This is a genomic window from Dyadobacter sp. CY323 (assembly GCF_021390245.1).
Lineage (GTDB): Bacteria > Bacteroidota > Bacteroidia > Cytophagales > Spirosomataceae > Dyadobacter.
The window spans coordinates 365,469-391,048 of the sequence record NZ_JAJUXH010000003.1 but is presented as its reverse complement, the minus strand read 5'-3'; the positions used below and the strand labels follow the sequence as shown (position 1 = coordinate 391,048).

Sequence of the window (25,580 nt, the reverse complement as noted above, 5' to 3'; positions counted from 1 at the left end):
GAGCTGGGTAGTATGGGATTAATTCGGGTTGCTGATGTCAATTAGTGCGGCTATTATTTCCTGTGAAGGTTAAAAGTTTAAAGATGATTAGAGATAGTGCGTTTGTTTATCGGAACAAATCCAGATAATCTCTGAAAACATAAAGCTTGTTGCGTTGGGCACCCGAAACTTCTTGTAGTATCTCCAATCTCTCTAAATCTGCCAGCAATTTATAATTGGTAACCTTCGATTTCCCGGTAATGCTTTCAATCCGGGAAACATCTATCAAAGGCTGCTCATAGAGATAGTCTACAATTTTCTTGGCATCGCCCGCGCGGTTTCCGAAGGTTTGGATTTTTGTGTCAAGACTTCGTTTTAATTGCAGAATCCCGTCAAAAGTCTTGACACCAATTTTCGAAATCTCAATGATCCCAACCAGGAAAAATTTCAGCCATTGATTAATGTCATTGTGTGTCCTCGCGCGCATTAGGTTATCATAATACAAAGTCCTGTTTCTCTCAAAATAGTCTGACAGATATAGTATCGGCTGTTTAAGTATTCCTCTGTCAACGAGATAAAGGGTTATAAGCAGCCTGCCGACCCTTCCGTTTCCGTCCAGAAATGGGTGAATCGTCTCAAATTGATAATGGATCAGCCCAATTTTAAGTAAGTCTGGTAATGGGTTGATTTCGTCGTTTGCAAATTTTTCAATGTCAGACATCAGATCCGCAATGGAAGTATGCACCGGCGGCACAAATACCGCGTCGTTGATGGAAGCTCCGCCAATCCAGTTTTGGCTCGTACGATATTCACCGGGCTGCTTATGCTTACCACGCACTCCCTGAAGTAAGATTTTATGTGTCTGACGTATCAGCCGTGACGAAAATGGGAGCGTATGCAATTGCTTAACAGCCTCATTCATTGCGCTGATGTAGTTTTGCACTTCCTCCCAATCATCCCGTTTCTCCATCGAAATCTCATCTTTTTCCAGAAAAGCTTCTTCCATATTAGTCCGGGTACCTTCAATTTTGGAGGATTGAGTGGCTTCCTTCGCAATGTGCATTCGAATGTAGAGGTCAATGTGGACATATTCGGAGTACATATCCAATCGTCCAAGATTTCTGTCAGCCTTACTTAGCAGACTAAGTAGCTGCATATCATCCACCAGCCAGTCGCGGTTTATGTTTTCGGGTTGAAAACTTTTATAGTAACCCTGGTTGGTATACGAACCTGCTTTAAAATTATTCATGAAACCAAAAAGTTAAACGAACAGATCGCTTAGTTTAGAAAATAAATGTAAAACTAAACTAAAAATCTTGTTAGTTTAGTTTTTGGCATAAAAACTAAACTAAGGAAAATGTTAGTTCAGTAAAATGGCAAAAAACTGAACTAAGGTAAATTTGAGTTAAGGTTTTTAACAAATGAATATTTCGGGAAAAAGACAACGAATCCGTTGTGCAATGTCTTCTCAGGACATTCTACTTTTGAGAAGTAAAAGAAGATATCGGTTCTAATAACTCGACCACATCGATATTTAAGAAGAGAGCAATTTTGTAAAGCTCTGGAATAGAAGGCTGACTGTAGTTGGTACACCATTTTGATACTGTCTGCGGGCTGACATTCAGGTGTTCAGCAAGCACCTTGTTCTTGATCTGTTTGAGGGCAAGATAGGCTTTGACGCGATTATATATGCGCTTGTCTGTTTTCATTCAGCCAAGTTAGAAAAATCTAACAAACTGAATAAGAGATAATTATATCCTTGAAAGATAATTAATTAAGCTTTAAGGATAAAAATACGTGTATAAATTGATTTAAATCTTTTAAGTTTAAAAGAATCTAAAAATATCATCTTTAGAATTGAACGAATGCCATTTCAGGGATTTTAATTCTCATTAAAGGAAATATTCACTAAAAAACACAAACTTCAACCACATGAACTTCAAAATCATCACACTCCCCGAAACACAAACCGAAATCTGTCTCCACCGTGAATTCACAGAAAATGGAGAAGAAATCGTCCGCATTACCACATTCGTCATTAACTCGGCTGGCACTGAACTGATGCTTGAAAGAGTAGCGAAGTTTTCTAATATTGAGTCGGCTAAATGTTTTCTGCAGGATTATTCTGAAACGTCTGCCAATGCGTTTCTGTCGCAATGTCTGGAAGAAGACGAAATCTTGGTCAGATGAGCAGTGTAGCAAAACACAATAGCGAATTTTAAAGTTATATATTTAATTTTTGATCTTGATTTAAATGTATATGTTTAAAAAAATGTTTAAATTTAAACAAATACATTTAAATTTGCATTGATAATATCATTGCAAAAATATGAAGGTCCCAAATAATCATCTCATTGTTATTCGGCAGCTTGATGCGAAACTGAAAAGTTTTGCCGCATTAGATCAGGTTCTGCCACCGTCACGGGGATGGATTAACCAGTTACGAAAAGCGTTTAATATGTCTCTCGCGCAAATGGGCGGGAGATTGTCCAAAACGCCGCAGGCGATCAAGGAAATGGAAAATCGCGAAAGTGATGAGAGTATCACCCTAAAATCACTTCGGGAGGCAGGTGACGCACTTAATATGAAACTGGTTTACGGATTTGTTCCCAAAGAAGAAAGTCTGGAAAAGATGGTTGAGGATCGGGCGAGGAAACTCGCGAAAAAGATCGTAAAAAGGACATCTACGACAATGCAATTGGAAGATCAGGAAAACTCGGACTCACGTTTAAAACAAGCAGTTGAAGAACTAACACAGGAAATCAAACGTGAAATACCGAGAAGCCTATGGGATTAGATTTAGAATATGGCGAAGCCCAAACACCACTAGATCAAGATGAAAAGGAAGGATTACTTATCGAATCCGTGACAACTCGAGGGGAATTGGATGAAGTTGAGCAACGTAATATTGAGGAAGCGATACGCTGGACGATTGAACGCCGAAGGAAATTTACTGCTGCCGAAATTTTGACGGAGGAATTTATAAAGTTACTTCACAAAAGAATGCTTGCCGGAGTCTGGAAATGGGCGGGGACTTTCAGAAATTCTAATAAAAATCTTGGTGTAGACAAATATCAGATCGGAACAGATCTGCGAATGCTATTGGGTGATTGCAGATTTTGGGTTGAGAATCAAACCTATTTACCGGACGAAATCGCGGTTCGGTTCAAACATCGAATCGTATCAATTCACTGTTTTTCAAATGGAAATGGGCGGCATTCCCGACTCATTGCGGATATCATCATTGAGAAGGTATTTGGGCGTGAAGTATTTACCTGGGGAAGCAAAAACCTGGCTAAGAGCAGCGATCTGAGATCAGTTTACCTGAATGCATTGCGGGAAGCAGATAAGGGAAATTACGCCGCATTGGTTGCTTTTGCCCGTTCATGACCGGTATATTCACATTCATCCTCCGAAAATCCTTCTATCCGTAATCTGCTCCCGATTCTCCTCCAGAAACTCACAAAAGGATTTAATCTGATTCAATTGGTGCGCGAAATCCAGCGTGTGATCGTAATCTTCCTGATATACTTCTTTGAAATCCGTCACAATGTAACGCAGGTTTCGCACGCCTTTTGTACGTAGTGCAGGCAGGTAGAAATTCTGGTGGCTTATCGCGTAACAGCCTGGAATGTAGTTGTTTGTCGTTTTAATGTCGACAGCCATTAGTTTACCTAAAACATCCACATACCCATAAAGCAGAACATCTTCAACCTGATATTCACAGTAAAACTGCGTTTTCAGCATCGGTCTGGGAAGCAGCGCCCGCACTTTTTCCAGAATTTCCGGGTCAAATTCTTCTTCGTCAATGCCTTTGATCACCGCTTCTTCAAATGAAGCACCTTTTCGCTGAGCTGCTGTCTGAGATACAGGTACGCGATTGATCCGGTTAAGTAGTTCATCCTGATTGATATAACCTTTTTCGAAACGGTCGTAAACGTTCAAAAGGGTTGGGTATAACTTGTATTTGACAGGATTAAAACTCATAACAACGCGGCTAAAATTTACTTTGGTTTTCCAAATCGGTACGTTAGAAAGACTGCAAGAAAGCTGAATTTATCGTTCGGCGTGCTACTATATGACGTACTTTCTTCGGGATTGGCCAAACTCTGGCCTGAGGTTGCGTCCAGCTTGTCGGTTCTCACAAAATAAAAGCGATAATCGATCCCGATCTTCCATTTTGGTAACAGTTCGTAGTCGATACAAGTGCCCAGCGGCAGAATTCCTTCCCGCGTTTTTTGAATCCCGACCGGACCTTTCGGTTTTCCCCACCGTAAAAAAAGCGGGTTCCGTGCGCTCAATTTGCTGTTTGTGAACCGCAGTAATGCATTATCATCGATGTCAAATGCATTTGATGTAAACCAAATCTGCCCGACACCGCCGTACACAAACCAATTCACCGGACCTGGCTCAAAACGGTTAAACTGCTCAGTGAGATTCCATTTTACAATGCCTTCGAGCGTATTATATTCAGTCACAAAATAGGAATTGAAGAAAGGAAGCTTTTCACCACCGGTCTTTCCCGCCGTGTAATCCAGCTGCAAACCCACATTTTTAGTAAATGCCCGGCCAAAACCAATGCCCGTCGTGCCGTGCATATCCTGTTCATTGAGCTCGCCAAAAAACTGGGTTAATCCTCCGCGAAATGTCAGTGAGTGGGGGAGCTTCTCTTTCTTGTTATAACTTTTTTTCATACTGATCCCATTCGACGATGGTTTTCGCCAGGAACGTTGCGCATTTACGAATAAAGTGGTTAGGCAAAAAAGGCTGGCAAGTAAAGTCAGACGCATCGTGGTGGTTAAATGAGGGATATTTGCTCATGTACTATTTAGACGCGGCTTTGTGCTTTTGGTCATCATTCTCAATCCATTTTGATGAAAAATACCCACCAGATAACCGTAATTATCTGTTAGTTTTGTTTGTTAATGCATGATAAGACAGAAAAAATGAGCGTAGTTCCCTATAAAGACAAGGATGGCAGCAAGCGTGAGCAGGTGGCGGAAATGTTCGATAATATTTCGCCGAAATACGATTTGCTCAACCACGTATTAAGTGCCGGAGTGGATATTTACTGGAGAAAACGGGCCATTAAACTCCTCAAAAAACAGCAGCCCAAAATCATTCTGGACATAGCGACAGGCACGGGTGACTTCGCGATCGAGGCACTCGCATTAAACCCTGAAAAGATCATTGGCGTCGATATTTCGGAGGGAATGCTGGCTGTTGGACGTGAGAAAATCGCCAAATTAGGCAAGCAAAATATCATCACATTGCAGAGCGGCGACTCCGAAAGTTTGAGTTTTGCGGACAATTATTTTGACGCGATTATCGTTTCGTTTGGAGTACGTAATTTTCAGAATCTGCTGGCAGGGCTGACCGAGATGAACCGCGTGATGAAGCCAGGAGGAAATTGCGTGGTAGTGGAGTTTTCCAAGCCCCGCAGCTTTCCTTTCAAGCAGTTTTATAATTTTTATTTTAAGTACATATTGCCAATAATCGGAAAAACGGTCTCCAAAGATATCGCGGCATATACGTATCTGCCAGAATCTGTCCAGGCGTTTCCCGATGGAGAAGCTTTCCTTGAAATTTTTAAAAAAGCAGGTTTCATAAACACCAAATGCATATCACTTACCTTCGGGATCTGTTCAATTTACATCGGGCAAAAGTAATATTCGGCATTCTCCTGCTGTTGATGACGGCCCAGGAAATAAAGGCGCAGGGCATTGGTTACAGGCGCAAACACCTGGAATTCTACGATGATAAGCCGATCCATTACGGCATTTTATTCGCTGTCCCATTTACAAGGTTCAACATCAAGCACAATTCGGATTTTATTTCCAAAGATTCTGCATTTGTCATTCAATCCCCTACCAAATTTGCGTTTCGTATGGGATTTGCGATCAATGCATTTCTGACCGAGCATTTTGATTTGCGCACCACGCCATCGGTGTCCCTATATAACCGCGACGTGAAATTCAGCTATCCGAATGGAACGGAAAAAATAGAGAAGCGGGAATCTACCTGGATCGAGCTGCCGCTTTTGCTGAAATACAAATCACTTCGGCGGGTAAATTCGAGAATGTATATGATCGCCGGCGTTACGTTGGGCATCGAAACGAATGTGAAACGTAACCGCGGCGGAGGTTCGGGAAGGCTGGATACCAAGTCTAGCGATGTTTCGTTGGACTACGGTGTCGGGTACGAACAGTTTTTTGAATTCTTCAAATTCGCTCCCGAGCTGCGTTTTTCTCATGGTTTAACCAATGCTTTTTCACCTGCGAAAAATTCCATTGGCAATGGGATCGGTAAAATGACGACGCACACGGTAACGCTGTATTTAAACTTTGAATAGTTGTCCATTGATCCTCAGGATTTTGCAAATTATTTCATTTTTTTTCGCTCAAAAGTTTGCAGACTTAATTTTAGTCCCACATATTTGCACTCCCAAACGACGGGAAAGGGGAGTTTAGCTCAGTTGGTTCAGAGCATCTGCCTTACAAGCAGAGGGTCGGGGGTTCGAATCCCTCAACTCCCACAGAGTTCAAAAAGCATCGAGAAATCGGTGCTTTTTTTGTTTTTATTGAATAACCAAAAGAGCATCTGCCCGCGCGGTTCGAATCCCTCAACTCCCACAGAAAAAATAAGCATTTATTTGCTAGGTGCTTTTTTATTGCCAGCCTACTAATTAGCCTACAATCGCAAATGGTCGTCTAAATGAGTTTCTATATGCTGTTTCCTGCTGAATAATATTCTCCAGAAATATTTAAAACCTCAGGTGGATGATTGTTTTTTATCGTTATTAGAATATCAATCTTGCAGTCTATACCTTGCGGTCAGTTTAAGAGCATGATCTAATTTAGTTTTGGCATCGCTCAACTGTCGCTAGATACAGTACGTAACAATTTGATTTTAAAAAGAATACTATTTTATTTCCTCTTATATGACACAAGAACAAGTTTTCGAAATCGTTGATCGTGACGGCTGGAAGGCTACGCCTGACAGGGACTTGCTTTTTTCCAGTGACCACGTCATTGAGGCTTATTTTAAAGGGAAGGATGCTGGACAGCGTACGGAAACCTCGCTGGCTGCAGACCAAATCGGTAAAAATCTACAGAGATCATCAGAAGTAACAGCCAGTATTTTGGATAATTTTCGGAAACATGGCTTTAATCCGGGAGATATATTTTTAAGGATTGCCTCGCAAAAATTTTACGAAATTCTAATCACTTTACCAGAAAGCGAGTTTTTAAGTGATGTTATATTGGACATTTATAGTTTTATTGGAGAGTTGCAGCAGAAGGAGGCTTCGGATTACTATAATGTGGATGTTACCCTTTGCCCTTTCAGCGAACGACTTAATGTTGACTGTTTAACTGCTGATGGATTTATTTTTAGATACACTGGCAATTAATGAGCAGAGAACATGCCGAGCACAATGAAAAAGCGTGCGATCACTTATTAACCGGCCCCAATGAAGAAGGAGTATCCTTTCACGACTGGGTAGTAACTACTGCATTTTACTCTGCTATGCATTATGTTCAACATGAGATTTTTCCACTTCAAGTCGGAGATAATGTTTACAGATCCTTTAACGAGTACTATCTCAAAAATTTTAAAGGTTCAGAGAAACCGAGTAAGCATACAGCTATTGCTGAACTTGTAAAAATACATATATACAACGCATATTCTGCTTACAAGGCACTTATTGATTCTTGCCATACGGCTCGGTATACTGACTATCAAACGTCTGAGGCCGTTGCCGTAGCAGCACGCAGAAGGTTAAGCCAGGTAAAAAATTTCCTTAAAAAGTAGGTTCGGTGAAAACCAGTTTGCTTCTCGTACCTCCCTCATTAGATCTGCCTCATAAGCTCCAAACTACCCTCCGCACCACTTTTCTCAAAATCTTCCTCCCGAGTTGGCGCCGCAATCCTGCGAATATGTATCTTGGAACCTTTTATTTGTTACATCAGATTAAAGTTTGATCCTACATTGCTTTAATAACTGATTGGATGGATAAGACAACGTTCTCTAGACCAGCAAGAAATAAATATGAACCCGGACTTATCACTGTGTGTAACCAGTGCGGACAGTATCCGTATGTGCCAAAGTGCCGCAGTACTCAATCCGTCTCAAAAGGCAGATCTGTCACAGCAGTTTACCGGATTCTTTAAAGGGATTTTAAGTACGGAGCATTGGCCCGCAAGATGGTATTGCGGCGAGTGGACCGACTTTCATGGCTGGCTCTACATCATTTCTGATCTCCTGATATGGGCTGCATACTTCCTCATCCCCATATTTTTGATGCGCGTCGCGCTCACACGACGAGACTTTCCGTTTCCGCACGCCATTTGGCTTTTTGTCGCATTCATAGTGCTCTGCGGCCTCACACATTTCATAGACGCCATTATCTTCTGGGTGCCCGTTTACCGGCTGAGTGCATTGGTGCGGTTTCTCACTGCCGGCGTGTCACTTTCAACAGTTTTTTTTCTATTCAAAATCTTCCCTAATATCTTGTTGATCAGGTCGGTTGACGATCTTAAAAAGGAAATTGAGGAGCGGAATCTTGTTGAGGAGAAGCTGGCTGCAAGTGAATATCTGCTTACCGCAGCCGGTGAAGTTGGGCGACTGGCTGGCTGGGAATACGATCTGGCAACAAAAGAATTCAACTGGACAAAAACCGCTGGTCAAATCTTTGAAACAACGAATTGCGGCATCCGCACCGAGGAAGACTTACTAAGTTTTTTTAACGAGCAGGATCAAATGACGATCAAGCTCGCATTGCTCAACTCGTCGGAAAATAGTCCGGTCTGGGACCATGAATTTTTAATGCGTACCAGCAATAGTATCAAATGGGTACGTTTTTCCGGCGATGCCTTGTCTGATAAAAACGGCGAGGTCACGAAGATCAGGGGCATTATCATGGATATCGACCGGTATAAAACATCGGAATTGAACCTCATCAAATCCATCGACCAGATGGCGCAACAAAACAATCAGCTCAAAAACTTTACACACATTTTGTCCCACAATCTCCGCAACCATTCCAGTAACATGGCACTGCTCACAAGCTTTGTGGATGAATCGGCGCTGGACGCCACTAATCTGGAAATTTTTCAGAAAGTAAGGAATGTGTCCCGCCACCTGAACAACACGCTCGACGATCTTTCCCAAATTATCAAAATCCGGGAAAACAAGCTTGAAAGTGAAGAGTTGAACATGTACGCCGTTACGAATAAGGTTTTATCGGTATTGGATGAGAGTATAAAGGATAGTGGTTCCGAGGTGCATTTAAATTATGATCTTGAGACAGTGATTTTTCCGCAGGTTTATCTGGAAAGCATTCTGATGAACCTCATTTCAAATGGTCTGAAATATAAAAAAGACAACGAGCCGGCGCACATTACCCTGAAATTTTATCTGAATGGGGATGGAATAAAAGAACTTAAATATATTGATGGTGGAAAAGGGATCAACATGGATTTGCATGCTGACAAGGTTTTCGGGTTATATAAAACTTTTCACAAACACAAAGACGCGCACGGAGTAGGTCTTTTTTTGATTAAAAATCAAATCGAATCGCAGGGAGGGAAAATACAAGTGTATAGTAAAGAAAATCAGGGAACTACGTTTAAAATCACATTTAATGAATTCGCTTGAAAGACTTTGCGTGATCGACGATGATCCGGTATTTACCTTCCTCCTCAAGAAAATGATCGAGAAAGAGCCGGTCGCCAGTGACTGCTTTTTTTTCGAAAATGGTCAGGACGCCATCGACTATCTGACCGAATACAAGGATCAGGAAACCCGGCTGCCCGAATTGATATTGCTCGACATCAACATGCCGATACTCGACGGCTGGCAGTTTATTGATGAATTTGCCAAACTCAAATCCCAACTTAGCAGGAACATTACCATTTTCATGATCAGCTCATCCACGGATACAGACGATTATAACCGGGCAATGGCGACGGGATACGTAGACGATTACATTCGGAAGCCCATTTATGCCGCGGAATTGCAGAAAATCGTGCAAAGGGTTTTATCAAAAAAATGGTAATGTGATATCGGATATTTACTGATACGTTTTCAACGCTTTTTTATCCCCCAGTTCTTTCAAAATTACCTGCATTCCATCCATATTGATTCTCAAACCATCCTCGGCATCGGGCGCGAATTCTTCATTAATAATGCCTACCGGGCCATTATAGCTGCTGTTTTGCACAATGCGCATCAATTCCAGTTCTGCATTGCCTTGTCCAACGGGCACCACTTTCCCCGGATTTCCTTTGATAAGTCCTGCCACATTAAACGCCATTAAATGCGGCAGCATTTTTGGAAAAAACCTCGGAAATGTTTCAAGATGTTCTTCCGCGTGATGCAGGTTATATACGATCCCGATATTCGGTTTATTGAGGTATTTGATAATTTCCAGCTGATTTTCAGGCTCTCCAAACCAGCCGCCGTGATTGTATAAACCCACGCTGCAACCAATTTCTGCGGCTTTGTCGGCAATGTAGGCCACTGCCCGGGCATGTGCATTGATTTTTTCCTGCTGTGACATTTGATCCAGATCTTTAATGCCGCCGATCATGCACCAGATCTGCGTTTTTACCTGATGGCGTTTCAACACATCGAGGATAATCTTGAAATTCTTGTCCGTTTCGGGCTCGGGTCCGGAGTACAGCCAAAATGCCTGCAGCTTGATTTTATGCGACTTTAATGCGTCCAGTTCGGCATCGAAGGTGGGAATGTGTTTTTCGCGCCAATCGTACGCCAGCTTGTTGATACCAAGCTTGTTAAGCATTTCGGCACGTTCCACCGGCCCGCGGTTTTTGGAGTCAAACGGAACAATGCACCACGCGATCAGATTATCCTTTGCGTAGATGGATCGGCTGCTTTTTTTGTTCTGAGCCTGACTGGAATGGGTTGCCGCCAAACAAACAAAAATTAGCAGCATTTTCACCCACATTTTTCCGGAATTAGTAACACGTTCGACGCCGTAAACCATGATTTTGTTTTTTACAAAAGGCGCAGCCGGCTACAAACTTACCTGCTGCTTCGTCTCCGAGGATTGTATTCCCGCTTCCAGAACCTTGATAATTTTCAACCCATCTGAAAAGTCAGGTTTGATGGACGTGTTTCCTTCTATTGCTTTGACGAAATCGACGACCGAATGCACAAATGCGTGTTCATACCCAATGATATGACCTGCTGGCCACCAGTGGTTTGCATACGGATGCACCGCCTCGGTTGCGAGAATGGTACGGAACCCCTGATCGCCATTTTCATCTTCCCGTGAAAAATATTGCAGCTCATTCATCCTTTCCAGGTCGAATGTGAGACTTCCTTTGCTGCCGTAAATTTCAAATGAAAGCCGGTTTTTCCGGCCGCTGGCAAATCGCGTTGCTTCAAATGAGCCGATCGCGCCATTTTTAAAAGTAACCATCATCAATGCCGCATCCTCGACGGTCACTTCCCCCATTTCCGTCCCGGACGATTGTGCCGAAAGATTCCCGACCGACGCTTCATCGGCCAATGGTCTTTCTTTTATAAAATTGGTGGTAAGACACGAAACAGTAGCCATGTCTCCCACCAAAAAATGCGCGAGATCTACCGCATGCGAGTTAAGGTCCCACTGCGGACCAGCCTGAGCCGTTTCTTTTTTTAATTGCCAGGTTAATGGAAAGGAAGGGTCCACGATCCAATCCTGCTGATAGGCGCAACGCCAGTGAAAAATCCGTCCGATTTTCCCTGCTTCAATCATTTTCTTCGCGTACGCAACTGCCGGGGTTCTCCGGTAATTATGATTGAGGTAATGCGTTACCTTATTTTCTTCGCAGACTTTCAACATTTCTTCCGCCTGCCGACTGTTCATCGAAAGTGGTTTTTCACAAAAAATATGCTTTCCGGCCCGAGCCGCAGCAATTGCAATGTCATAATGGAGATCTTGCGGTAATGCAATGTCGATGATATCAATATCCGGCCGGGCGATCAGCTTTCTCCAATCCGTTTCCGTTTCCTCCCAGCCCCAATTTTCAGCGAACTCCGTTAATGACTCCTGATGTCTGCCGCAAGCTGCTTTCAAGACAGGTATGGCCGGAATATCAAAAAAGAGCGGAGCCTTTTTCCATGCATTACTATGTGCCCTGCCCATGAATTTGTAACCAACGATACCAACATTAAGGTGCTTTTTCATTCTGTCAACCGGATTTGTGAATTGTGTTTACTGCAAAATTGGAATTCATCAAAAATATTAAAACTTTGCGATTGCATTTACTCTCGTAAATTTTCGATCGCGGACATTTACGAATATCACACACTATTTCATGAAACAACTCGCGCAAAATCTGCGGATCGGGAAAACCGTATTGCTGGAAGTCCCATCCCCCATTGTTCAAAAAGGCTGCATTCTGATCCGGACGCACAATACTCTGGTGTCTACCGGTACCGAACGAATGCTGGTCGAATTCAGTAAAGCCGCATTCATTTCCAAAGTCCGACAGCATCCCGAAAAAGTCAGATTGGTTTTTGACAAGATCAAAACAGACGGTCTTTTCCCGACATTAAGAGCACTTTCCAACAAGCTCGCGCAATGTGTGCCGATGGGCTATTGCAATGCTGGTGAGGTGATTGCGATTGGGGAAGGTGTACAAAGTTTTCGGATCGGGGATCGGGTAGTGAGTAATGGGCCGCACGCCGGGGTAGTGTGCGTGCCTGTGAATCTTGCGGCGAAAATCCCCTCAAATGTAACTTATGAAGACGCTTCTTTTACCGTCGTAGCCGCGATCGGTTTGCAGGGAATCCGGCTTTTGGGACCTCAAATGGGTGATACCGTTGTCGTGATCGGACTTGGGCTAATCGGTTTGCTTACTGCTGAGCTACTTACCATTAATGGATGTCGTGTGATCGGCATTGAGCCGGACCCGCATAAAAGATACATTGCTGCCGAAAAAGGGATTACGGTTTTCGATCCTTCGCACGAAAATCTCGAAACCACTATAAATGAATCGACAAATGGAATCGGCGCCGATGGCGTGCTGATCACTGCGGCTTCGGAATCCAATGGCATTATTTCTCTCGCCGCACGGATTTCCCGGAAACGTGGAAAAGTCGTTTTGGTAGGGTCCGTCGGACTGAAAATAAACCGGGCGGATTTTTACGAAAAAGAGCTGACCTTCCAGGTTTCCTGTTCGTATGGTCCCGGACGTTATGACCAGAATTATGAAGAAAATGGCGTGGATTATCCGGTTGGCCTTGTCCGCTGGACTGAAAACAGGAATTTTTGCGCCATTCTCGAAATGCTTTCTTCCGGTGCCTTAAATGTCAAATCGCTCATTTCCAGGAGAGTCGCATTACCTGATTTCGAAAGTATTTATCAAAATCTGAATCATCATATAGCAATCCTGATCGACTATCCCGGAACGGTTTGCAATCAAAAATCATGCAGACCTTCCGGTTCATTATTTCCTCCAACCGAGGTGGTAACCGGCATTATTGGAGCTGGTAATTACGTTCGCAGTACATTGCTGCCCCTCATTAAAAATGCCAGTATCAAGTACATAGCCAGCGCGGGCGGACTTCATGCCACCGAATTATCTGCCAGATATAAAATTCCGATTGCGACGGCCGATTATCATGAAATACTCCGTGACCGGGAAGTGGATTTAGTAATCATTGCAACCCGCCACGATCTGCACTCACAAATGGTAGTAGATGCTTTGAAGGCCAATACACATGTGTTTGTAGAAAAGCCGCTTGCATTATTCCCCGAAGATTTGGAGGAAATAATCAAGACTTACGAAAAATCGGGGAAAAGTCTGTCTGTTGGATTCAATCGTCGCTTTTCGCCTCATTCCCGCAAAATAAAAAACCTGCTCGGTGGCTCAGTCATGCATGTTGTGATTACCGTTAATGCAGGGCACATACCCGCCCAATCTTGGATTCACGACCGGCTTGTGGGAGGGGGCCGCATTCTCGGCGAAGGGTGTCATTTCATTGACCTGATCAGCTATCTCACCGGAAATCGGGTCGTTGAAGTTTGCATGAATGCAGCTCAGGAACCGGGTGACGCAGGTTTACAAAATGCCAATATCATGCTCCGTTATGCAAACGGATCGACCGGAATTGTCAATTATTTTTCCAATGGTCACCGATCTTATTCAAAGGAACGGGTGGAGGTGTATTCAGGCGGCCGGACTTTGATCCTGGATGATTTTTGTCGGCTGACAGGTTATGGTTTTAAAGGTTTTTCGAGTCTTAAAACAGCAAAAGATAAAGGTCACAAAGAACAGTTTTGCAGACTTTGGGAAACATTAAAAACAGGTGGAAACCCGCACATTGACTTTCACGAGATCGTAAATACCACACGTGCGACTTTTGCCGCGCTGGAAAGTTATGAAAAGCGCTGTTGGATCCAGGTACCATGATAAAACGCTGGTCAGATCGCATTTGGGGCTGTTTTAAATTTCTCCGGAATATGGGTTGGTGCTATTCCATTTTCAGGATATGCTACCAAATACAATGCAAAACAGGATTATTAAAGCTTCGATTTGCTGTAAATCCAAAACCTAAAACGTTCATTTCGCTAGAAGAATGGCGGAACTTACCGTTACAATTCTTTTTCGATCCGGCCAACTTTGAAATGCCGAGAGATAAAACGCTGGTGCATTTGAGGGAACATGTCGCGAATATCAGTCAAAATCGGTTCCGATATTTTTACGGCGAATGGTTAACTGCGAAAGATTGGCATACCAATCCTAAAACCGGATTTACATACTCCCGGGAAACTCACTGGTCTCAAATCCAGGACTTCGCTGATGGGGCGGGCGACATAAAATATGTGTGGGAAAAATCGAGATTTTGCTTTCTCTACGACATAATCCGATGTGATTTTCATTTTGAGAAAGATCAATCCACACTGGTTTTTAACCTGATTGAAAGCTGGATTGATGAAAATCCTGTCAATCGCGGACCGAACTGGAAATGTGGACAGGAAATATCTCTGCGTGCTCTGAATTGGCTTTTTGCTTTGCATTACTACCGGTTTTCCAATTCACTGAATCAGCTGCGTTTTGATAAAATCATAAACAGCATTTACCAGCAAATGCGCCGGGTGGAAGAAAATATCAGTTTTGCATTAATCGCCGTGCGAAACAACCACGCACTCACGGAAACGGCCGGACTGTATTTGGCCGGATTACTATTACCCTTTTTTCCTGAAAGCAAAAAGTGGAAGCAAAAAGGTAAAACGGCATTTGAAAAAGAGATCGTTTATCAAATTTATGAGGATGGGACTTTTCTTCAATTTTCGATGAATTACCATCGCGTGGCCGTGCAATTGCTGACGTGGGTTTTAACATTAGCAAAACTAAATGGAGATTTTTTTGATCGGATTGTTTACAAGCGTGCGGAAAAATCGCTGTTCTTCCTGCTGTCTTGTCAGGATAAGGAAACAGGAATGTTACCTCATTATGGTCACAGCGACGGTGCATTGTTCTTTCCGCTGACGGCTTGCCATTTTCGCGATTTTCGGCCTCAATTAACTGCATTGGCCACGGCACTCGCGATGGCTTTACCGTACGGAACTGGTTGTTGGAATGAGGAAGCGGACTGGTTAACGAATCGAATATCGTGTCAAAAGGCTAGGCCCATTCAAGTTGAGGCGACTGGGAGATACAATTTTCCGAAAGGCGGTTACTATGTTTTACGTGACGATCCGACGATTACTTTTCTACGCTGCGGATTTTACTCAAACAGGCCTTTTCAATCGGATAATCTGCATCTCGATATTTGGGTAAATGGCGAAAATATCCTGCGTGATGCCGGTTCCTGTTTGTACAATGCAAACGAAACGATCATCAGCTATTTTTCAGGAACCGCATCGCATAACACGGTTATGTTGGGGAAGTATGACCAAATGACGAGGCTTTCCAGATTCGCCTGGACGGATTGGATCAAAATCGCTGGCGGCCATACGCGGGTTGAAAGTAAGTTCCTATCCATTGAGGCGGCATTTCAGGGTTATAAAGCAATCGGGCCCGGCATTACCCACAGTCGAAAAGTGGTGAAGCTGCGCGGTCAGCTACATTGGGTTGTCGAGGATTTTGTTGAAAACGTGCCCAGCCAGATCGAAATGCACCAGATCTGGCACCCGTCTCCATCTTTTTCTGATCATTTCGAAATCAAAGCTTTTGGCGAAAGCAAGAATGAAATAATGGTTACGGAGACGCAAGGATGGTTTTCTGAAACCTATGGTGCAAAAGTGGAGTCCCGGAGATTGGTTTTTTCAACTTTCGGGAGGTATATCAAAACAATCATCCGTATGAAAATCTGAGCTGAACATCATGCACATTCTCCTGATTCACCAGTATTTCCTCGAAGATCACGAACCTGGCGGGTCGCGTTGGAATGAGATGGCGCGCATTTGGGTTGGGGCCGGGCATCGGGTCACCGTTTTGGCCGGGACTGGGCACTACATGAATTTCCCCAGAAAAAAGTCAGCTAATCGCATTGAAATCAGCATGAATGCAAATGGCGTTAAAGTGATCAGGTGCCACGTGTTACATGGAAATCAATCTTTCGCCGGAAGACTTTTCGGTTATTTATCCTTCGTTTTTTCCTCCATTTGGGCCGGATTATTTTATGCCCCGAAAAAGTACGATTTGATCCTGGTAACCAGCCCGCCACTTTTTACAGGTATAACGGCTCTATTTTTATCCCGGGTCAAGAAAATCCCTTTTTTGCTGGAAGTCAGAGATCTATGGCCTGAATCCGCCATTGAAACGGGTGTTTTGACCAACAAAAATCTAATCCGGCTTTCTCATTGGTTTGAACAAAAACTTTATAAAACAGCCAGGTTGATTAATGTAGTCACACCCGCCTTTAAAGACATTTTGATTAAACAAAAAAACGTACAAAATGGAAAGATCATTTTCATCCCAAATGCGGCGGATTTCAGTCTATCAGATCGGGCTTTAATGCATTTTGATCGCGAAAAATTTCGGAGAGAACTCGGGCTGCACGACCAGTTCATCATTATATATGTCGGTGCACATGGAATTGCTAATCATTTGGTACAACTGATTGATGCAGCCGAAAAATTAAAGGAAACAAATGCTTTTTTTCTGCTGATCGGGGATGGTGCGAAGAAAGGCGAGCTTGAAAATGAAGCTGCAAATCGGGGATTGCAAAACATCCTGTTTATGGATCCAGTACCTAAAATGGAGGTTTTTAAGTACATATCGGCCGCTGATATCGGAACATCTGTTTTGAAAAAAACCGATATTTTCAAGACGGTTTACAGCAATAAAACCTTCGATTATTTTTCCTGTAAAAAACCGGTTTTAATGGCCATCGACGGAGTGTCACGGCAATTGGTGGAGAGCGCAAATGCGGGTTTGTACGCCGAGCCTGAAAATGTTGCCGATTTTGTCGCAAAAGTAATCGTGTTCATGGACAACCCCGAGTTGATAAAAAAGCACGGCGAAAATGGCTATCGATATGCAAAAGCCCATTTTGACAGGGATGTTTTGGCAAAGGAATATTTGAAATATATCAGTGAATTGGTCAGTAAGTGAAAATCAGGGGAATGCATTTCCCGAAAATCTGGTTAACAACTCTATCTTTGCAATAGGGTAAAGCTCTGCGCTAACGGAATCGATTTGTCTAGTTATTTCAAAAATATATCGGAAGGAATAAGTACCACAATTGGCGGTATGCGGCTTACGCTGCGGCATTTGTGGGGCGCGCGCAACCGTCGGAAGCAGGGCGATATCCGCTCGGGGGACTTCTATCATGAGCAGGAGGGGATGGTTACCATCCAATACCCGATGGAAACCATCCCCATTCCGGACAACGGTCGTTACCGGCTGCACAATGAAATGGACGATTGCATTGTATGTGACAAATGCGTGAAAGTTTGTCCGGTGGATTGCATTGAGATTGAGCCGATCAGGGCAATTGAGGAAGTGGGTAAAGCATCCGACGGTTCACCGATCCGGCTTTACGCGGCGAAGTTTGATATCGATATGGCCAAATGCTGCTACTGCGGCCTTTGCACAACGGTTTGCCCGACAGAATGTCTCACCATGACCAAAACGTTTGATTATAGTGAGCTGGACGTGAGGGATATGGTTTATAATTACGCCAATCTGACGCCCGAGCAAGCCGAGGAAAAACGCCAGTTACTAGATCAGTTTCAGAAGGAAAAGGAAGCTTTGAAAGCAGCCGCCAAGCCTGTTACCGCATCTGAACCAACGCCAGCTCCTGCGGCCAGACCGGTTTTCAAACCGACCATTAAACCAAAACCACAAGAGTCCGAAGCTGCCGCCGAAATGGAAGGTCCGGCTGTTGAGGAAGTTGCAAAACCGGCGACAAAACCTGCTTTCAAACCGGTAATGAAACCGAAAGCAGCTCCCGTTGAAAATGTTGAACAACCGCAGAGTACGGAAAAACCAACTTCTGAAACACCAGCCGAAACTGCGCCCGCTGCACCAAAACCAGCATTCCGGCCAAGTATGAAGCCGAAAACGGTTTCGGAAGAAAGTACTGAAAAACCTGTTTCTGAAACGCCATCAGAGTCTTCTCCGGTTGAACCCGTTGTTGCAAAACCTGCATTTCGTCCCACAATGAAGCCGAAGGTGGTTTCGGATGAAAATATAGAGAAACCGGTTTCTGAAACATCAGCAGAAGCTGCACCGGCTGCATCAGTTGCTCCAAAACCTGCATTTCGACCTACGATGAAGCCGAAAGTGGTTTCGGAAGAAAATAATGAAAAACCGGTATCGGAAACGCCAGCCGGAGCTGCGCCAGCCGGAGCTGCGCCAGCCGGAGCTGCGCCAGTGGAATCTGTGCCGAGTGAATCAGCGGCCGTAAAACCGGCATTTCGTCCGACAATGAAACCCAAAGTGGTGGAAGCGAAAGAAGAGCCGAAAACAGAAATAAATGAGGCACCGAAAGCAGAAGATAAGTCAGATGAAGTGAAACCAAAACCGGCATTTCGGCCGACGATGAAGCCAAAATCGAAGGAGTAATCCAATTGAAATAGCGTAGATCAGACAATATGGAGGCAATTGCATTTTACGGGTTTGCAGCTTTGGCGATTGCGTCGGGACTTTTTATTTTATTTTCAAAAAACCTCATTTATGCTGCATTCGCACTTTTCCTGGCTTTTTTAGGAGTCGCGGCATTGTATGTTTTGGCAGGTGCGGATTTTCTTGGAGTATCTCAGATTATGATTTACGTGGGCGGAGTCCTCGTTCTGCTCATTTTTGGGATCATGCTCACTCAAAAAGCAAATAAGAGTAACGATCCGTCGAGACATAACCGCGTGGAAATCCTGATCCGGCGGGAGACCTGGGGGTTTCTGCTGGGAGCCGGTTTTTTTGTTGTTTTGGTTAAAATCATATTCTCGTCGGATTTCAAAATGACGGGTGATTCCATGACCAGCAAATCGACGATCCGGACAATTGGAGTGGAATTAATGACCAGCCACTTGTTACCGTTTGAGATTGTCGCCATTTTGCTTCTTGTCTCGCTGGTTGGAGCAGCATATCTTGCGATGAACCGTAACCCAATGCCATGAACCACATTCCGATACAACATTACTTACTGGTGGGAGCTGCACTTTTTTGCATTGGACTGGCAGTAGCAGTGACCAAACGCCATTTTATCGGCATTTTGCTGGGAATCGAATTGATGTTGAATGCGGTGAATATCAATCTGGTCGCATTTAGCAGACATGATCCTGAAAGATTGAGTGGCCAGCTTTTTGCGCTGTTTGTGATTGTGGTCGCCGCTGCGGAAGTTACCGTTGCTCTGGCTATCATTCTTCGGGTTTACGGTCAGTTCAAAACAGTGGATCCGGATGAGGTTAGTGAATTAAAAAAGTAAAAAACTTCTGCAACGCACATGAACTGGCTTTTCTTACTTTTTGCTTTTCTGATTGGAATCAGTAATACCGTTCAATCCGGAGTAAATGCGCAGCTTCGCGAATCCATTAACAACCCCATCCTGGCGGCGTTAACTTCCTTTTTCGTCGGATTTGTGGTTCTGCTGATCGCTTTTGCGTGTTTTAATCAAAATCCTATTCCTTCGTTGGATGATTTCAAGCAGGTTTCCTGGATGCGTTTTATGGGAGGTGTGTTTGGTGCATTCTATGTGCTGACCGTGATCTTCATTATTCGAGATATTGGCCCGGCGAATATGCTTTGTCTGGTTGTTGCAGGTCAAATGATCGCCGCGATGACGATTGATCACTTTGGTTTTCAGGGATTTGCAGCACATCAAATCACTTGGCCGCGCATTGCAGGGGCGATATTACTTGTAGCCGGTGTGTACCTGATCCTGAAAAATTAGGTAAAAAAAAGAGGCCGCCTTCAATGCGACCTCGGTTCTTGATTGGATTTGTTACTTTCCGTATAGTTTCTTAGCTGCCGGCTCATATTTATCGCCTGCTGACCATTGTGGAACCGTTTTCCGGTCCGCGATCAACCTGGTAGCATAGGTATATGCCTGACTGAATTTCAGCAGATAGTTGAAATCAATCGTTTCAGGATTGTCCGAAACCTGGTGGTAATTTTTCATGATATCGCCATTAAATTCCTTGAAGCCAGGTGTAAACGTTGGCGCGGGGATGCCTTCTTTGGCAAAGCTGACATTATCCGATCTGTCAAATAATCCCTGCTCCGGTGACGGATCTGCGAATACGCCCAATCCAAATGCTCGGCTGGCTGTTTCAATCTCGGCACGCGCGCCTGTCCGGTCGAGACCCATGACAGAGACGATGGTTGTATCGTTATAACCGGCACCATCTGAATTCATGTTGAAAATGCATTTGTTCAACGGCATGAGTGGATGTGCGGCGTAGTATTTGCTTCCTAATAGTCCCACTTCCTCGCCGGTCAGCGCGATGATGAGTACCGACCGTTTTGGTGGAGTTTTTGTAAATGCCTCTGCTGCGGTCAGTAAGGCAACAACACCAAATGCATTGTCACGCGCACCGTTGAAAATACTATCTTCTGGCGTAAATGGTTGCCCACCTTGTTTTCCAACCCCGACATGATCATAATGAGCAGTTAATAATACATATTCTTCCTTTAATTTGGGATCGCTGCCGGGGATCAGTCCGGCTACATTGTAACTGTTCACGATCTTCGATTTTCTACCCGAAGTTTTGAAATCCACTTCCTTTGCAGCACGTAAAGCCCGGGCAAACTTCGCTTCTTTCCCATTTACCCACGCGTGCGGGATGGCAGGGCCGGTTGCTTTTTCACCTTCGAGAACGGACATTTTTTCTCCGCCAAAAGCCCGCATAACTACGTTCCACGGAATAGGCGCATTGAATAGTTCGATCACCGCAATTGCCCCTTTGTCAGCTGCTATTTTACGTTTTTCATTCGATGTGGCTACAATTTCAGCCGGAGTTTGCGTTTCAGGAGTACCACTTTCCACGAGTACGATCTTGCCTTTCAGGTCCAGGCCTTTGTAATCGTCCCAGCTTTTGGCTGCATTTTCAAGACCGAAACTTGCGTAAACGATCGGTGCTTTCAGGTTTGCTTCATCCCCATTCATCAATATCCAGTCGGTGCCGCTTTTCAGGATTTCAGCATCGGCCGTGATTTCACCGGCACCCGCCGCACCTAGTTTTTCAAAAGGAACATTCTGGAAATAAGAAACCGTATTCGAACCCGGGTTCCCCGGAACAGGCACGACTCCCAATTTCCGGAATTGTTCCGCGATATACCTGGCAGCAACCAAATTGCCTTGCTCGCCAGTCCGCCGCCCAAGAAGTTCATCCGCCGCCAAAAAACGCATATGCGCCTCAGCTTCTGACTTTTTCGCCTGAAATTCGGGAGGGGACGGGGTTTTCTTTTGGGAGAAGGTTGGTTGGAGAAGACTTATAGTAAAAAGTGCGATGAGCGGAAAGAATCTTTTCATATAAATAATGGCTTTGATTTATTATAAAATAACGATTTTGAGATCGGTGTAACGTTGAATGCGTTTGAAATCCGATTTATTGTAGGGATAAAACGTGTCACAACCTATACTCTCAGCCACAGCAGTATGAATGCAATCATTAATATGCTTGAAGCCAATTGCTTCTGACAAATACAAAGCTCTCGACAAATGCTGCTGATGAATGGAAGTCATGTTTAGCGAAATCAAATAATCAAGTTCCGACTTAATGATTTGATTTTCTACATTGAAGCGGGCCAAGCCATATCCTACTTCGTTCACTACTAATGTAGAAATTACGAAGTCGTTGCGTGTAATCGCTTCAAGAATAAGCTGATTGGCCTGCTGGTTTTTTGCAGGATCTTGTGTTACAATGTAATTGAAGATCACATCTGAATCAAAATAGGTCATCAGTCAAGATTTACGTCATCAACGATCGCATTGAAATCATCCTTATTTGAAATATGTAATGATGGATGATTTTTTCGGTGATCGAGAAATCGTTTTCTCTCTGCTGTGTTCAGATTTTTGTTTACTTCGTTGACTTCCTCAACAACAATTTTAACATCCTTGCTTTCAAACTTGGATTGAATTAGCTCAATGAATTTTGGGCTAAGCTGGGAAGTATTTATTCGAAAAGTGTGTTGCATAGCTCTATTTGTTTTGAACAAATATAAACATTTTACCTATTCAAAATCACCGCCGCCTCCTTCGCGAAATACGTCAGAATGCATTTGGCGCCGGCCCTGCGGATGCTCATAAGTACCTCCATCATCGCCCGTTCGCCATCGAGCCAGCCATTTAGAGAGGCCGCTTTGATCATCGCATATTCACCTGAAACGTTATAGGCTGCGATGGGAATATCGAAGTTCTGATCCAACAAACTAATGATATCGAGGTAAGATAATGCAGGTTTAACCATCAGCATATCAGCGCCTTCCGCAAAATCAAGTTGTGCTTCGAGCAATGCTTCCCGTTTGTTGGCGGGGCTCATTTGGTAGGTTTTTTTATCACCAAATTTTGGTGCAGATTCCAGTGCGTCGCGGAATGGGCCGTAGAATGCACTCGCATATTTGGCTGAATAGGACATGATGCTTACGTCTGTAAAACCATTGTCATCCAAATGCTTTCTAATGTAACCGACACGGCCATCCATCATATCACTCGGCCCGAGAATATCCGCACCAGCCCGCGCTTGCGCCAGTGACATCTTTCCGAGGATGTCCAAAGTCGCATCATTCAGAATTTTGCCATTTTCAACCAACCCATCGTGACCATCCGAGCTATATGGATCCATGGCGACATCCGTCATTATTACCAGCTCAGGAAAACGCTCCTTAATGGCAGTGATCGCTTTGAGATAAAAAGTGTCCTCATTATAACTTTCGCTGGCAAACCGGTCTTTCCTACTTTCTGGATAATTGGGAAACAGGTCAATGGCGCGAATTCCGAGATCGGTAACTTCTTTCAGTTCTTCCAGCAGGTTGTCGAGAGAAAAACGGTAAATGCCCGGCATTGACTTCACTTCAACCTTTTGGTTGGTACCATCCTGCAAAAACATCGGATAAATGAAATCGGAAACCTGAAGAGTGGTTTCCTGAACCAGGTCTCTGATTCCGGCAGATTTTCTATTGCGTCGGGGGCGACGAGATAAATTGATCATAAATTGGCTTTCGGCGATCAGCTGTCGGCTGTCGGCTTTTTTTGTGCGGCTTAATTACTGTTTTAAGAAAACCAACCGTTGAAAACTGAAGTTCCTGGGTTATCCGACCAGCAGTTTAAACCCTTCACCGTGAAGGTTCATAATTTGAATGGAAGGATCTTCGCGGAGGTATTTGCGTAGTTTGGTAATGTAAACATCCATACTTCTCGCATTAAAATAAGAATCGTCGCCCCAAATGGTTTTTAATGCAAAACTGCGGCTAATGGGTTGATTGAGGTTTTGGCAAAACAGTTTGAGTAATTCGGATTCTTTGCTGGTAAGCCTGGCAGACTTATCATTCGCGGTCAGCTGCTGGTGGCCGTAATCAAAAATATATTGACCCACCTGGTAAATTTTTGATTCCTCCTTGGAATCAGGCTGCTTTTTATAGCGCCGCAGAATGGCTTCGATCCGCAACAGTAGTTCTTCCCGGTCAAACGGTTTGGTCACATAATCGTCCGCGCCAACCCGGAAACCCTGCATGGTATCTTCTTTCATGGACTTGGCCGTCAAAAAGATAATGGGTACATCCCGTCCACTCATTCTTACCTCTTTTGCGAGCGAAAAACCATCCTTTTTTGGCATCATCACATCAAAAATGCAGAGGTCGTATTCCTTGTCGACGAAAGATTGCCAGCCTTTTTGACCGTCCGTTGCCAGGTCGGTGGGGAAACCCTTGTCGATCAGATATTCCTGAAGTAAAGATCCCAGGTTGGCATCATCTTCCACGAGTAAGAGGTTTGGCATCTGAATGGCAATTAATTAGGTTTGCAAGATAGTAAAAGTGTATCTTGAGAGTATAGAGATGGGTCAATAATACTTCTCTCAGAAATCACTCCGATACTTGATAAGTTACCGGTTGTGCGCTTAAAACTAGTGATCTTTGGTATTTGTAAAACCTTCATCCGTCATAAATAATGTTAAAATTACTTCTTTGGATTGTCGCCGTGATCGCCATTCTGGGTATTGTATTTGTGTCTGGCCCCAGAGTTCCTGAGGCAAAGCTTACACCTGTTTTGCCTACCATCACTTCCGATCTGGAAAAGCTGGATGAAGAAGTGAAACGAACGGAAAATGCTGTTCCAATGAAAAAGCCTGACAATGAGGCGCGTATCATTTGGGCGGATAGTGCAAACAAGACAAAAACACCTTATAGCATCATATACATTCATGGTTTCGGTGCAAGCTGGGCGGAAGGTGATCCAATCCATAAAGACCTCGCTAAAAAATATGGCGTGAATTTATATCTGGCACGTATGCACGACGCCGGTATCAGCGACCCCGACGCATTTGAAGATCTCACACCAGCCAACTTTCTGGCGGGGGCAAAACGCGCACTGGCTATCGGAAAAGCAATCGGAGATAGTGTGATTGTGATCGGTACTTCGGCGGGAGGATTATTGTCGGTGTATCTCGCGGCAACGCATCCCGAGATCAAAGGTCTCGTTCTTTATTCGCCCTGCATGGCCGTCGCGAATTCTTCTTTGAAACTCATCACGGGGCATTGGGGGGTGAAAATTTTGCACCAGGTGATGGGCGACCACAACATTACCAAAGACGAGGATTCCGAACAAGCCAAATACTGGCTTCAGGGATACCATTCAAATGGCCTGATTACTTTGCAGCAAATGATGGATGCGATTGCGCGGCGGGACATTTACGAGCAGGTTAAAATGCCGGTTTTTGTAGGGTATTATTACAAAAATAAAGAGGAGCAGGATAAAGTGGTGTCGGTGGAAGCGATCAAAGAGATGTTTCAGGAACTGGGTACACCGGCCGAAATGAAGGTTGAAAAATCCTTCCCGGAGAGTGGCGACCATGTGATTGCATCCCGTCTGAGATCGAAAGATGTAAAGGGTGTTTATCAGGCGACAGATCAGTTTTTTCAGGAAAAGCTGCGTCTGAAACCAGTAGAAAAGGCAGTTTTACAACCTTGAACTCACAG

General features: G+C 44.0%; 27 protein-coding genes and 1 tRNA gene. 18 read left to right on the top strand and 10 right to left on the bottom strand.

Annotation, left to right across the window (positions count from 1 at the left end; genetic code table 11):
• Window positions 1–106: 106 nt before the first annotated feature.
• Window positions 107–1,228, bottom strand: a complete 1,122-nt coding sequence (locus LZG72_RS07820) for a Fic family protein (protein ID WP_233869845.1) — start codon at window positions 1,226–1,228, stop codon at window positions 107–109.
• A gap of 229 nt (window positions 1,229–1,457) precedes the next feature.
• Window positions 1,458–1,688, bottom strand: a complete 231-nt coding sequence (locus LZG72_RS07815) for a helix-turn-helix transcriptional regulator (protein ID WP_233869842.1) — start codon at window positions 1,686–1,688, stop codon at window positions 1,458–1,460.
• A 223-nt stretch (window positions 1,689–1,911) separates the two neighbouring features.
• On the opposite strand from LZG72_RS07815, the gene LZG72_RS07810 reads away from it, so the two are divergent.
• From LZG72_RS07810 to LZG72_RS07800, 3 genes are all read left to right on the top strand, one after another.
• Window positions 1,912–2,169, top strand: coding sequence for a hypothetical protein (locus LZG72_RS07810; protein WP_233869834.1), 258 nt, complete (start codon window positions 1,912–1,914; stop codon window positions 2,167–2,169).
• 139 nt (window positions 2,170–2,308) lie between these two features.
• The gene (locus tag LZG72_RS07805) at window positions 2,309–2,776 is read left to right on the top strand and encodes a mobile mystery protein A (RefSeq protein WP_233869831.1); all 468 of its coding nucleotides are present in this window, start codon (window positions 2,309–2,311) and stop codon (window positions 2,774–2,776) included.
• Window positions 2,767–3,369 (top strand): mobile mystery protein B, encoded by a 603-nt coding sequence (locus LZG72_RS07800; RefSeq protein ID WP_233869827.1) that lies wholly within the window; start codon window positions 2,767–2,769, stop codon window positions 3,367–3,369. The genes LZG72_RS07805 and LZG72_RS07800 overlap by 10 nt, the downstream gene beginning before the upstream one ends.
• A gap of 15 nt (window positions 3,370–3,384) precedes the next feature.
• On the opposite strand, the gene LZG72_RS07795 is transcribed toward LZG72_RS07800, so the two are convergent.
• Together LZG72_RS07795 and LZG72_RS07790 are read right to left on the bottom strand one after the other, a co-directional pair.
• Window positions 3,385–3,966 (bottom strand): hypothetical protein, encoded by a 582-nt coding sequence (locus tag LZG72_RS07795; protein WP_233869824.1) that lies wholly within the window; start codon window positions 3,964–3,966, stop codon window positions 3,385–3,387.
• A gap of 17 nt (window positions 3,967–3,983) precedes the next feature.
• Window positions 3,984–4,769 (bottom strand): hypothetical protein, encoded by a 786-nt coding sequence (locus LZG72_RS07790; RefSeq protein ID WP_233869821.1) that lies wholly within the window; start codon window positions 4,767–4,769, stop codon window positions 3,984–3,986.
• A 156-nt stretch (window positions 4,770–4,925) separates the two neighbouring features.
• On the opposite strand from LZG72_RS07790, the gene ubiE reads away from it, so the two are divergent.
• From ubiE to LZG72_RS07755, 7 genes are all read left to right on the top strand, one after another.
• Window positions 4,926–5,648 carry a bifunctional demethylmenaquinone methyltransferase/2-methoxy-6-polyprenyl-1,4-benzoquinol methylase UbiE gene (gene ubiE / locus LZG72_RS07785; protein ID WP_233869818.1) on the top strand — a complete coding sequence of 241 codons (723 nt, stop codon included), beginning with the start codon at window positions 4,926–4,928 and terminating at the stop codon, window positions 5,646–5,648.
• Between the two features lie 23 nt (window positions 5,649–5,671).
• Window positions 5,672–6,331, top strand: a complete 660-nt coding sequence (locus LZG72_RS07780; protein WP_233870476.1) for a porin family protein — start codon at window positions 5,672–5,674, stop codon at window positions 6,329–6,331.
• A gap of 108 nt (window positions 6,332–6,439) precedes the next feature.
• Window positions 6,440–6,514: transfer RNA gene (locus tag LZG72_RS07775), tRNA-Val, on the top strand.
• A gap of 405 nt (window positions 6,515–6,919) precedes the next feature.
• On the top strand, window positions 6,920–7,390 hold the full coding sequence (locus LZG72_RS07770) for a hypothetical protein (protein ID WP_233869815.1): 471 nt from the start codon (window positions 6,920–6,922) through the stop codon (window positions 7,388–7,390).
• Window positions 7,390–7,791, top strand: coding sequence for a hypothetical protein (locus tag LZG72_RS07765; protein ID WP_233869812.1), 402 nt, complete (start codon window positions 7,390–7,392; stop codon window positions 7,789–7,791). The genes LZG72_RS07770 and LZG72_RS07765 overlap by 1 nt, the downstream gene beginning before the upstream one ends.
• A gap of 237 nt (window positions 7,792–8,028) precedes the next feature.
• Window positions 8,029–9,636 (top strand): ATP-binding protein, encoded by a 1,608-nt coding sequence (locus tag LZG72_RS07760; protein ID WP_233869809.1) that lies wholly within the window; start codon window positions 8,029–8,031, stop codon window positions 9,634–9,636.
• Window positions 9,623–10,036: a response regulator gene (locus tag LZG72_RS07755; RefSeq protein WP_233869806.1), complete on the top strand. Its 414-nt coding sequence runs from the start codon at window positions 9,623–9,625 to the stop codon at window positions 10,034–10,036. The genes LZG72_RS07760 and LZG72_RS07755 overlap by 14 nt, the downstream gene beginning before the upstream one ends.
• 15 nt (window positions 10,037–10,051) lie before the next feature.
• On the opposite strand, the gene LZG72_RS07750 is transcribed toward LZG72_RS07755, so the two are convergent.
• Together LZG72_RS07750 and LZG72_RS07745 are read right to left on the bottom strand one after the other, a co-directional pair.
• Complete coding sequence (locus LZG72_RS07750) at window positions 10,052–10,936, bottom strand: sugar phosphate isomerase/epimerase (protein ID WP_233869803.1); 885 nt, start codon at window positions 10,934–10,936, stop codon at window positions 10,052–10,054.
• A gap of 81 nt (window positions 10,937–11,017) precedes the next feature.
• Window positions 11,018–12,175, bottom strand: a complete 1,158-nt coding sequence (locus LZG72_RS07745; protein ID WP_233869800.1) for a Gfo/Idh/MocA family protein — start codon at window positions 12,173–12,175, stop codon at window positions 11,018–11,020.
• Between the two features lie 130 nt (window positions 12,176–12,305).
• Here LZG72_RS07745 and LZG72_RS07740 point away from each other — a divergent pair, with 130 nt between their 5' ends.
• From LZG72_RS07740 to LZG72_RS07710, 7 genes are all read left to right on the top strand, one after another.
• Window positions 12,306–14,405, top strand: a complete 2,100-nt coding sequence (locus tag LZG72_RS07740; RefSeq protein ID WP_233869797.1) for a bi-domain-containing oxidoreductase — start codon at window positions 12,306–12,308, stop codon at window positions 14,403–14,405.
• 50 nt (window positions 14,406–14,455) lie between these two features.
• Window positions 14,456–16,312, top strand: a complete 1,857-nt coding sequence (locus LZG72_RS07735) for an alginate lyase family protein (protein ID WP_233869794.1) — start codon at window positions 14,456–14,458, stop codon at window positions 16,310–16,312.
• A 10-nt stretch (window positions 16,313–16,322) separates the two neighbouring features.
• A complete protein-coding gene (locus LZG72_RS07730) occupies window positions 16,323–17,555 on the top strand; it encodes a glycosyltransferase family 4 protein (protein ID WP_233869790.1) in 1,233 nt (410 codons plus the stop codon).
• 138 nt (window positions 17,556–17,693) lie between these two features.
• The gene (locus LZG72_RS07725) at window positions 17,694–19,010 is read left to right on the top strand and encodes a 4Fe-4S binding protein (protein WP_233869787.1); all 1,317 of its coding nucleotides are present in this window, start codon (window positions 17,694–17,696) and stop codon (window positions 19,008–19,010) included.
• A gap of 29 nt (window positions 19,011–19,039) precedes the next feature.
• The gene (locus LZG72_RS07720; protein WP_233869784.1) at window positions 19,040–19,561 is read left to right on the top strand and encodes an NADH-quinone oxidoreductase subunit J; all 522 of its coding nucleotides are present in this window, start codon (window positions 19,040–19,042) and stop codon (window positions 19,559–19,561) included.
• Window positions 19,558–19,869: an NADH-quinone oxidoreductase subunit NuoK gene (nuoK, locus tag LZG72_RS07715; protein ID WP_233869781.1), complete on the top strand. Its 312-nt coding sequence runs from the start codon at window positions 19,558–19,560 to the stop codon at window positions 19,867–19,869. The genes LZG72_RS07720 and nuoK overlap by 4 nt, the downstream gene beginning before the upstream one ends.
• A gap of 18 nt (window positions 19,870–19,887) precedes the next feature.
• Complete coding sequence (locus tag LZG72_RS07710; protein WP_233869778.1) at window positions 19,888–20,334, top strand: DMT family transporter; 447 nt, start codon at window positions 19,888–19,890, stop codon at window positions 20,332–20,334.
• 51 nt (window positions 20,335–20,385) lie between these two features.
• Here the strand turns inward: LZG72_RS07710 and LZG72_RS07705 are convergent, their stop codons facing one another.
• The 4 genes from LZG72_RS07705 to LZG72_RS07690 form a co-directional block, all read right to left on the bottom strand.
• Window positions 20,386–21,915 (bottom strand): M20/M25/M40 family metallo-hydrolase, encoded by a 1,530-nt coding sequence (locus tag LZG72_RS07705; RefSeq protein ID WP_233869775.1) that lies wholly within the window; start codon window positions 21,913–21,915, stop codon window positions 20,386–20,388.
• A gap of 21 nt (window positions 21,916–21,936) precedes the next feature.
• On the bottom strand, window positions 21,937–22,344 hold the full coding sequence (locus LZG72_RS07700; protein ID WP_233869772.1) for a PIN domain-containing protein: 408 nt from the start codon (window positions 22,342–22,344) through the stop codon (window positions 21,937–21,939).
• A gap of 271 nt (window positions 22,345–22,615) precedes the next feature.
• Window positions 22,616–23,596 (bottom strand): porphobilinogen synthase, encoded by a 981-nt coding sequence (gene hemB, locus LZG72_RS07695; protein ID WP_233869769.1) that lies wholly within the window; start codon window positions 23,594–23,596, stop codon window positions 22,616–22,618.
• A 99-nt stretch (window positions 23,597–23,695) separates the two neighbouring features.
• Window positions 23,696–24,382, bottom strand: a complete 687-nt coding sequence (locus LZG72_RS07690) for a response regulator transcription factor (RefSeq protein ID WP_233869766.1) — start codon at window positions 24,380–24,382, stop codon at window positions 23,696–23,698.
• Between the two features lie 170 nt (window positions 24,383–24,552).
• On the opposite strand from LZG72_RS07690, the gene LZG72_RS07685 reads away from it, so the two are divergent.
• On the top strand, window positions 24,553–25,572 hold the full coding sequence (locus LZG72_RS07685; RefSeq protein ID WP_233869763.1) for a carboxylesterase: 1,020 nt from the start codon (window positions 24,553–24,555) through the stop codon (window positions 25,570–25,572).
• The last annotated feature ends 8 nt before the right edge of the window (window positions 25,573–25,580 follow it).

Coding starts and splice junctions, on each gene's coding strand:
- LZG72_RS07740 (WP_233869797.1), top strand. CDS start 12,306: ATGAAACAACTCGCGCAAAATCTGCGGATCGGGAAAACCGTATTGCTG.
- LZG72_RS07755 (WP_233869806.1), top strand. CDS start 9,623: ATGAATTCGCTTGAAAGACTTTGCGTGATCGACGATGATCCGGTATTT.
- LZG72_RS07685 (WP_233869763.1), top strand. CDS start 24,553: ATGTTAAAATTACTTCTTTGGATTGTCGCCGTGATCGCCATTCTGGGT.
- nuoK (WP_233869781.1), top strand. CDS start 19,558: ATGAACCACATTCCGATACAACATTACTTACTGGTGGGAGCTGCACTT.
- hemB (WP_233869769.1), bottom strand. CDS start 23,596: ATGATCAATTTATCTCGTCGCCCCCGACGCAATAGAAAATCTGCCGGA.
- LZG72_RS07735 (WP_233869794.1), top strand. CDS start 14,456: ATGGGTTGGTGCTATTCCATTTTCAGGATATGCTACCAAATACAATGC.
- LZG72_RS07760 (WP_233869809.1), top strand. CDS start 8,029: ATGAACCCGGACTTATCACTGTGTGTAACCAGTGCGGACAGTATCCGT.
- LZG72_RS07810 (WP_233869834.1), top strand. CDS start 1,912: ATGAACTTCAAAATCATCACACTCCCCGAAACACAAACCGAAATCTGT.
- LZG72_RS07815 (WP_233869842.1), bottom strand. CDS start 1,688: ATGAAAACAGACAAGCGCATATATAATCGCGTCAAAGCCTATCTTGCC.
- LZG72_RS07710 (WP_233869778.1), top strand. CDS start 19,888: ATGAACTGGCTTTTCTTACTTTTTGCTTTTCTGATTGGAATCAGTAAT.
- LZG72_RS07780 (WP_233870476.1), top strand. CDS start 5,672: ATGACGGCCCAGGAAATAAAGGCGCAGGGCATTGGTTACAGGCGCAAA.
- LZG72_RS07765 (WP_233869812.1), top strand. CDS start 7,390: ATGAGCAGAGAACATGCCGAGCACAATGAAAAAGCGTGCGATCACTTA.
- LZG72_RS07750 (WP_233869803.1), bottom strand. CDS start 10,936: ATGCTGCTAATTTTTGTTTGTTTGGCGGCAACCCATTCCAGTCAGGCT.
- LZG72_RS07725 (WP_233869787.1), top strand. CDS start 17,694: ATGCGGCTTACGCTGCGGCATTTGTGGGGCGCGCGCAACCGTCGGAAG.
- LZG72_RS07790 (WP_233869821.1), bottom strand. CDS start 4,769: ATGCGTCTGACTTTACTTGCCAGCCTTTTTTGCCTAACCACTTTATTC.
- LZG72_RS07795 (WP_233869824.1), bottom strand. CDS start 3,966: ATGAGTTTTAATCCTGTCAAATACAAGTTATACCCAACCCTTTTGAAC.
- LZG72_RS07770 (WP_233869815.1), top strand. CDS start 6,920: ATGACACAAGAACAAGTTTTCGAAATCGTTGATCGTGACGGCTGGAAG.
- ubiE (WP_233869818.1), top strand. CDS start 4,926: ATGAGCGTAGTTCCCTATAAAGACAAGGATGGCAGCAAGCGTGAGCAG.
- LZG72_RS07805 (WP_233869831.1), top strand. CDS start 2,309: ATGAAGGTCCCAAATAATCATCTCATTGTTATTCGGCAGCTTGATGCG.
- LZG72_RS07730 (WP_233869790.1), top strand. CDS start 16,323: ATGCACATTCTCCTGATTCACCAGTATTTCCTCGAAGATCACGAACCT.
- LZG72_RS07720 (WP_233869784.1), top strand. CDS start 19,040: ATGGAGGCAATTGCATTTTACGGGTTTGCAGCTTTGGCGATTGCGTCG.
- LZG72_RS07690 (WP_233869766.1), bottom strand. CDS start 24,382: ATGCCAAACCTCTTACTCGTGGAAGATGATGCCAACCTGGGATCTTTA.
- LZG72_RS07705 (WP_233869775.1), bottom strand. CDS start 21,915: ATGAAAAGATTCTTTCCGCTCATCGCACTTTTTACTATAAGTCTTCTC.
- LZG72_RS07800 (WP_233869827.1), top strand. CDS start 2,767: ATGGGATTAGATTTAGAATATGGCGAAGCCCAAACACCACTAGATCAA.
- LZG72_RS07820 (WP_233869845.1), bottom strand. CDS start 1,228: ATGAATAATTTTAAAGCAGGTTCGTATACCAACCAGGGTTACTATAAA.
- LZG72_RS07700 (WP_233869772.1), bottom strand. CDS start 22,344: ATGACCTATTTTGATTCAGATGTGATCTTCAATTACATTGTAACACAA.
- LZG72_RS07745 (WP_233869800.1), bottom strand. CDS start 12,175: ATGAAAAAGCACCTTAATGTTGGTATCGTTGGTTACAAATTCATGGGC.